Raw genomic sequence first — 4,198 nt, 5'->3', positions numbered from 1 at the left:
CCGTCAACGTCGTCTTGCCGTGGTCTACGTGACCTATCGTCCCCACGTTTACGTGCGGCTTCGTCCGCTCAAACTTCGCCTTGGCCATGGTTCGTTTTCTTGCCCGGTGTGCGTGTGGCTCAGCCGCCGATCTTGGCGATTATCTCTTCGGCTTTGGACTTCGGCACTTCCTCGTAGTGCGCGAACTGCATCGAGTAGACCGCCCGGCCCTGTGTAAGCGAACGCAGGCGCGTCGAGTACCCGAACATTTCCGCGAGCGGAACGCTCGCCCCTATCACCTGCGCCTCGGCCCGCTGGGTCATGCCACCGATCTTGCCGCGGCGGCTGGACAGGTCGCCCATCACGTCGCCCATGTACTCGCCCGGCGTAACGACCTCCACGTCCATGATCGGCTCGAGCAGGACCAGTCCGGCCTTGCGAGCGCCTTCCTTGAGGGCGATGGAGCCCGCGATCTTGAAGGCCATCTCGCTCGAGTCGACATCGTGGTACGAGCCGTCGATCAGCTCGACCCGCACGTCGACCATCGGGTAGCCGGCCAGCACGCCGGTCTCCATCGCCTCCTTGATGCCCTGCTCGACGGAGCCGATGTATTCCCGCGGCACCGAGCCCCCGACGATCTTGTCCTCGAAGACGAAGCCCGTCCCCGGTTGGCCCGGCTCGATGTTGATCACCACGTGGCCGTACTGGCCGCGGCCGCCGGACTGGCGTATGAACTTGCCCTCGACCTTCACGGCGGGCTTGCGGATCGTCTCCCGGTACGCGACCTGGGGGCGTCCCACGTTGGCGTCCACCTTGAACTCGCGGCGCAGCCGGTCGACGATGATCTCGAGGTGGAGCTCGCCCATCCCGCTGATGATCGTCTGACCCGTCTCCTCGTCGGTGTGGACGCGGAAGGTCGGATCCTCCTCGGCCAGCTTCTGCAGGCCGGCGCCCAGCTTGTCCTGATCGACCTTGGTCTTGGGCTCGATGGCGACGCTGATGACCGGCTCCGGAAAGCGCATGGCTTCCAGGATGATCGGGTCGCTCGCGTCGCACAGCGTGTCGCCGGTCTTCGTATCCTTCAGGCCGATGGCCGCGGCGATGTCCCCCGCGTACAACTCCTCGCGCTCCTCGCGGTGGTTCGCGTGCATCTGCAGCAGGCGACCGATGCGCTCGCGCTTGTCCTTGGTGGAGTTCTGGACGTAGGACCCCGACGCCAGCGACCCCGAATACACGCGGAAGAACGTCAGCTTCCCGACGTACGGATCCGTCGCGATCTTGAAGGCGAGGGCGGCGAAGGGCTCGTCGTCCTTCGGCTCGCGCTCGACCAGCTGCTCGTCGTGGTAAGGCGGGTGACCGGTGATGGCGCCCACGTCGATCGGCGACGGCAGATAGTCGATCACGGCGTCCAGCAGCTGCTGCACGCCCTTGTTCTTGAACGCCGATCCGCACAGGACGGGCGTTATCCCGTTGGCGAGAGTCGCGGCGCGAATGGCCCGCGCGACCTCGTCGTCGCTCAGCTCGGTGCCCTCCAGGTACTTCTCCATCAACTCGTCGTCGAACTCGACGGCGGCTTCGATGAGTTCGTCGCGGAGTTCAACGACCTTCGCCTGGAGCGAGTTCGGCACCGGTCCCTCTTCCCACTTGGCGCCCAGCGACTCCTCGTCGTACACGACCTCGATCTGACGTACGATGTCGATCAAGCCGGTGAACAACTCACCTTCGCCCAGGGGAATCTGGATCGGAAACGCACGCGCGCCGAGCCGGTCGCGGATCATTTCCACGACGTTCATGAAGTCGGCGCCTATCCGGTCCATCTTGTTGACGAACGCGATACGCGGCACTTCGTAGCGGTCCGCCTGGCGCCACACGGTTTCCGACTGAGGCTCCACGCCACCCACCGCGCAGAACACGGCCACCGCGCCGTCGAGGACCCGCAGGCTGCGCTCCACCTCCACGGTGAAGTCCACGTGGCCCGGGGTGTCGATGATGTTGATGCGGTAGTCTTCGTCCGACCGCTTCCAGAACGCCGTCGTTGCGGCGGACGTGATGGTGATCCCGCGCTCCTGCTCCTGCTCCATCCAGTCCATGGTCGCCGCGCCTTCATGCACCTCGCCCATCCGGTGCACGCGACCCGTGTAATACAGGATGCGCTCCGTAGTCGTCGTCTTACCGGCATCGATGTGCGCCATGATGCCGATATTCCGGAGCTTCTCGAGCGGGGTGATCCTCGCCATCGTCTCTAGCTATTCCGTCGCGCGCGCGTGTGGCGCTGCTACCAGCGGTAGTGCGCGAAGGCCTTGTTGGCCTCCGCCATCCGGTGCGTATCGTCCTTCTTCTTGATGGTGCTTCCCTCGTTGCGGCTCGCGGACAGGATCTCCGCCGCCAGCTTGTCCACCATCGTGCGCTCGCCGCGCTGCCGCGCGAATCCGATCATCCACTTGATCGCGAGCGCTTGCCGCCGCTCCTGCCGTACCTCGATCGGCACCTGGTACGTAGCGCCACCTACCCTGCGGCTCTTCACCTCCAGGGTGGGCTTGGCGTTTGAAATCGCCTGGCGAAACACGTTGATCGCGGGCTGGCCGCTCTTCTCTTCGACCACCTTCATGGCGTCGTAGAAGATCTTCTCGGAGAGCGACTTCTTCCCGGCCACCATCAGGTCGTTGATGAACTTGGTGACGAGCGTCGACTCGTAGATCGGATCGGCGGGCACCTTGCGGACCACCGCCTGGTTGCGTCGGCTCATCTCTTACCTCGGCCTCTTGGCGCCGTACTTCGATCGCCCCTGACGTCGTTCGGCAACGCCGCTCGCGTCCAGGGTGCCCCGGATGATGTGGTAGCGCACTCCCGGCAGGTCCTTCACCCGGCCGCCGCGGATCATGACGATCGAGTGCTCCTGCAGGTTGTGCCCCTCGCCAGGGATGTAGGCCGTGACCTCGTAGCCGTTGGTCAGCCGCACGCGGGCGACCTTGCGGAGCGCCGAGTTGGGCTTCTTGGGCGTGGTCGTGTACACGCGCGTGCACACCCCCCGCTTCTGGGGGTTCCCCTGAAGCGCCGGCGCCTTGTCCTTCTTAGCTACCTTCTTGCGTCCCTTACGGACGAGCTGACTAATCGTCGGCATCCTGATCTTGGCTGCGGGATCTACCACGTGGCCCGGCTTCCAGCCACCCGTCTCCACGAGCAGGCCGGAAAAAAGCGGGGGCGCATCCCGTGCCCCCGTCGCTCGAGGCCCGCGCCCGATGGACGGACGCCGGCCCCAAAAACCGGACAGACCGGGAAACTTATCCGTGGCTTTTCATACTGTCAAGCCATGAAACTCGGGCGATTTCGGGGATCGGGCCTGCCTGCCCCGGGCCCATGCGCGAAGTGCCTGAAAGGCCACCGCGGGCGCCTCTCCAGGACGGGGGGTGTGGATGATTTTCTTGCCCGGCGCTGAGCCGTGGCTACCAGTGGGCCCGGCCGAGCGCGGACGGGAATTCGACCCGTTGAGGTAGGAAGGGGCTCAGCGTGCTGCGCGCTGCCGGGCTCGAGCGGGGCCGCGGGATGCGGCCCGGCGAGGCGGCCTTCTGCCGTGTGAGTTGGCTGGGTCGGCGTCGGCGCGATCTGGTGGGAGGCGTTCCCGGGGAGACGTTGGTGGGGAGCCCATGCCGTGCCGTGCCCGGGGACGCGGGGACGGGTGTGTGCGTTTCCGCAGAAACGTCTGGTTCGGTCGATGCGCCCGGGGCGCCCGGACGGCGATGGAGACGTTTCCGCGGAAACGTCCCAAGCAGCTATCGGGTGGGGCGAGTTCGTGCCAACAGGCCCACCCGGGGCACCCGGGGCACCCGGCCCACCATGCCCAACCGTCCCAACCGTCCCAACCGTCCGAACCGGGCCACCATGCGCGCCGGGGACAAAGTCGTCCCAACCAGCCATTGACCTTCGATTCGACGCCGCGCCTGGTGCCGGCCCCATGCCGGCCGCTATCCCGCCATGCGCGCCGGGGACAAAGTCGTCCCAAGCAGCCATTGACAGGATCTGGGGCTCGCTGATGGCGAGGTCCGGGCCTGGTCCCGTCCGTCGCCGTACGCCGGCTCACGAGCGCGCCTGACGCACGCCGCGCACCCGGCGCAGGGCCGACCTCTATGCACCCCCCTCCACGCACGCTCACGGCCACCTCAGAGCCTCGCCCGTGGGCCCCGTATATTGGTACATGAGGTTGCGGTGCTATGACTTAGGG

Annotated in this window: 4 protein-coding genes; all 4 read right to left on the bottom strand. The window is 66.2% G+C overall.

Annotation, left to right across the window (positions count from 1 at the left end; translation table 11 throughout):
* Window positions 1-88, bottom strand: an 88-nt coding sequence (locus ABFS34_15910) for a GTP-binding protein (GenBank protein MEN8376912.1), incomplete at its 3' end; no start/stop codon positions are given.
* Between the two features lie 31 nt (window positions 89-119).
* Window positions 120-2,216, bottom strand: a complete 2,097-nt coding sequence (gene fusA / locus ABFS34_15905; protein MEN8376911.1) for an elongation factor G — start codon at window positions 2,214-2,216, stop codon at window positions 120-122.
* 38 nt (window positions 2,217-2,254) lie between these two features.
* Window positions 2,255-2,725: a 30S ribosomal protein S7 gene (rpsG, locus tag ABFS34_15900; protein ID MEN8376910.1), complete on the bottom strand. Its 471-nt coding sequence runs from the start codon at window positions 2,723-2,725 to the stop codon at window positions 2,255-2,257.
* Window positions 2,726-2,728: 3 nt separating this feature from the next.
* Window positions 2,729-3,100 (bottom strand): 30S ribosomal protein S12, encoded by a 372-nt coding sequence (gene rpsL, locus ABFS34_15895; protein MEN8376909.1) that lies wholly within the window; start codon window positions 3,098-3,100, stop codon window positions 2,729-2,731.
* Between the last annotated feature and the right edge of the window lie 1,098 nt (window positions 3,101-4,198).

This window comes from Gemmatimonadota bacterium (genome assembly GCA_039715185.1).
In the GTDB taxonomy this organism is placed as follows: domain Bacteria; phylum Gemmatimonadota; class Gemmatimonadetes; order Longimicrobiales; family RSA9; genus DATHRK01.
Note: the sequence above shows the minus strand (reverse complement) of the source record. Positions and strands in the feature narration are given on the sequence as shown.

Excerpts from the sequence above, each read along its gene's own strand:
- rpsG (MEN8376910.1), bottom strand. The coding sequence starts at position 2,725 with ATGAGCCGACGCAACCAGGCGGTGGTCCGCAAGGTGCCCGCCGATCCG.
- rpsL (MEN8376909.1), bottom strand. The coding sequence starts at position 3,100 with ATGCCGACGATTAGTCAGCTCGTCCGTAAGGGACGCAAGAAGGTAGCT.
- fusA (MEN8376911.1), bottom strand. The coding sequence starts at position 2,216 with ATGGCGAGGATCACCCCGCTCGAGAAGCTCCGGAATATCGGCATCATG.